The 3,091-nt window shown below is 52.7% G+C and carries 1 rRNA gene; it reads left to right on the forward strand.

Annotation, left to right across the window (positions count from 1 at the left end):
• Positions 1-196: 196 nt before the first annotated feature.
• A 23S ribosomal RNA gene (locus G3O01_RS44700) occupies positions 197-3,078 on the forward strand.
• The last annotated feature ends 13 nt before the right edge of the window (positions 3,079-3,091 follow it).

The raw sequence follows: 3,091 nt of genomic DNA on the forward strand, positions 1-3,091 counted from the left end.
GTTCTTTAACAATCAGGAAGAAGTAGTAAAGAGATTCGCGAAAGCGTACTTAGAGATGGGTACGTAAGTAGGCGAATCAGGGTTGTGATTGTATCGAAAGTATTTAAGGGTTGTCGAAAGACAGCCTTGGAATACGGCACAACGCGAATACTCAGCCTGTAGCGGATGCGTCTTGAAAGAGACACACCCGTTATAGGGTCAAGCGAACAAGTGCATGTGGTGGATGCCTTGGCGATCACAGGCGATGAAGGACGCGGTAGCCTGCGAAAAGCGATGGGGAGCTGGCAAACGAGCTTTGATCCATCGATATCCGAATGGGGAAACCCACTCCGAATGGAGTATCCATGACTGAATACATAGGTCATGTGAAGCGAACGCGGTGAACTGAAACATCTAAGTAACCGCAGGAAAAGAAATCAACCGAGATTCCCAAAGTAGTGGCGAGCGAAATGGGACCAGCCTGTACTCTTTATCTATGTCGTCAGCCAAACGCTCTGGAAAGTGCGGCCATAGTGGGTGATAGCCCCGTAGGCGAAGGCGATGTGGAAGAACTAGGTGTACGACAAGTAGGGCGGGACACGTGAAATCCTGTCTGAAGATGGGGGGACCATCCTCCAAGGCTAAATACTCGTGATCGACCGATAGTGAACCAGTACCGTGAGGGAAAGGCGAAAAGAACCCCGGGAGGGGAGTGAAATAGATCCTGAAACCGCATGCATACAAACAGTCGGAGCCTCGCAAGGGGTGACGGCGTACCTTTTGTATAATGGGTCAGCGACTTACATTCAGTGGCGAGCTTAACCGATTAGGGCAGGCGTAGCGAAAGCGAGTCCGAACAGGGCGATTCAGTCGCTGGGTGTAGACCCGAAACCAGGTGATCTATCCATGGCCAGGATGAAGGTGCGGTAACACGTACTGGAGGTCCGAACCCACTAACGTTGAAAAGTTAGGGGATGAGCTGTGGATAGGGGTGAAAGGCTAAACAAACCTGGAAATAGCTGGTTCTCTCCGAAAACTATTTAGGTAGTGCCTCGTGTATCACCTTCGGGGGTAGAGCACTGTCATGGTTGAAGGGTCCATTGCGGATTACTTCGCCATAGCAAACTCCGAATACCGAAGAGTGCAATCACGGGAGACAGACATCGGGTGCTAACGTCCGGTGTCAAGAGGGAAACAACCCAGACCGCCAGCTAAGGTCCCCAAATATGACTAAGTGGGAAACGAAGTGGGAAGGCTAAAACAGTCAGGAGGTTGGCTTAGAAGCAGCCACCCTTTAAAGAAAGCGTAATAGCTCACTGATCGAGTCGTCCTGCGCGGAAGATGTAACGGGGCTAAGTCATATACCGAAGCTGCGGATGCGTGCTTTGCACGCATGGTAGGAGAGCGTTCCGTAAGCCTGCGAAGGTGCGTTGAAAAGCGTGCTGGAGGTATCGGAAGTGCGAATGCTGACATGAGTAGCGATAAAGGGGGTGAAAGGCCCCCTCGCCGTAAGCCCAAGGTTTCCTACGCAACGTTCATCGGCGTAGGGTGAGTCGGCCCCTAAGGCGAGGCAGAAATGCGTAGCTGATGGGAAACAGGTCAATATTCCTGTACCAGTGTGAAATGCGATGGGGGGACGGATCGCGGAAGGTTGTCCGGGTGTTGGAAGTCCCGGTCGCTGCGTTGGAGAAGGTGCTCTGGCAAATCCGGGCACGTAATTCAAGGGCGTGGCGCGAGCTCTCTAGGGAGCGAAGCAACTGGAAGGGGTTCCAGGAAAAGCCTCTAAGCTTCAGTTTCACATTGACCGTACCGCAAACCGACACAGGTGGGCGAGATGAGTATTCTAAGGCGCTTGAGAGAACTCGGGAGAAGGAACTCGGCAAATTGGTACCGTAACTTCGGGATAAGGTACGCCCTTGTAGCTTGACTGGCCTGCGCCAGGAGGGTGAAAGGGTTGCAATAAACTGGTGGCTGCGACTGTTTAATAAAAACACAGCACTCTGCAAACACGAAAGTGGACGTATAGGGTGTGACGCCTGCCCGGTGCCGGAAGATTAAATGATGGGGTGCAAGCTCTTGATTGAAGTCCCGGTAAACGGCGGCCGTAACTATAACGGTCCTAAGGTAGCGAAATTCCTTGTCGGGTAAGTTCCGACCTGCACGAATGGCGTAACGATGGCCACACTGTCTCCTCCCGAGACTCAGCGAAGTTGAAGTGTTTGTGATGATGCAATCTCCCCGCGGCTAGACGGAAAGACCCCATGAACCTTTACTGTAGCTTTGCATTGGACTTTGAACCGATCTGTGTAGGATAGGTGGGAGGCTATGAAGCGTGGACGCCAGTCTGCGTGGAGCCGTCCTTGAAATACCACCCTGGTTTGTTTGAGGTTCTAACCTTGGCCCGTTATCCGGGTCGGGGACAGTGCATGGTGGGCAGTTTGACTGGGGCGGTCTCCTCCCAAAGTGTAACGGAGGAGTACGAAGGTACGCTAGGTACGGTCGGAAATCGTGCTGATAGTGCAATGGCATAAGCGTGCTTAACTGCGAGACCGACAAGTCGAGCAGGTGCGAAAGCAGGTCATAGTGATCCGGTGGTTCTGTATGGAAGGGCCATCGCTCAACGGATAAAAGGTACTCTGGGGATAACAGGCTGATACCGCCCAAGAGTTCATATCGACGGCGGTGTTTGGCACCTCGATGTCGGCTCATCTCATCCTGGGGCTGTAGCCGGTCCCAAGGGTATGGCTGTTCGCCATTTAAAGAGGTACGTGAGCTGGGTTTAAAACGTCGTGAGACAGTTTGGTCCCTATCTGCCGTGGGCGCTGGATATTTGAAGGGGGCTGCTCCTAGTACGAGAGGACCGGAGTGGACGAACCTCTGGTGTACCGGTTGTCACGCCAGTGGCATCGCCGGGTAGCTATGTTCGGAAGAGATAACCGCTGAAAGCATCTAAGCGGGAAACTCGCCTTAAGATGAGATATCCCCGGGGCTTCGAGCCCCTTGAAGGGTCGTTCAAGACCAGGACGTTGATAGGTCAGGTGTGGAAGCGCAGTAATGCGTTAAGCTAACTGATACTAATTGCCCGTAAGGCTTGATCCTATAACAGGTGTGT

The sequence above is a fragment of the Burkholderia sp. Ac-20365 genome (assembly GCF_017104715.1).
GTDB lineage: Bacteria > Pseudomonadota > Gammaproteobacteria > Burkholderiales > Burkholderiaceae > Paraburkholderia.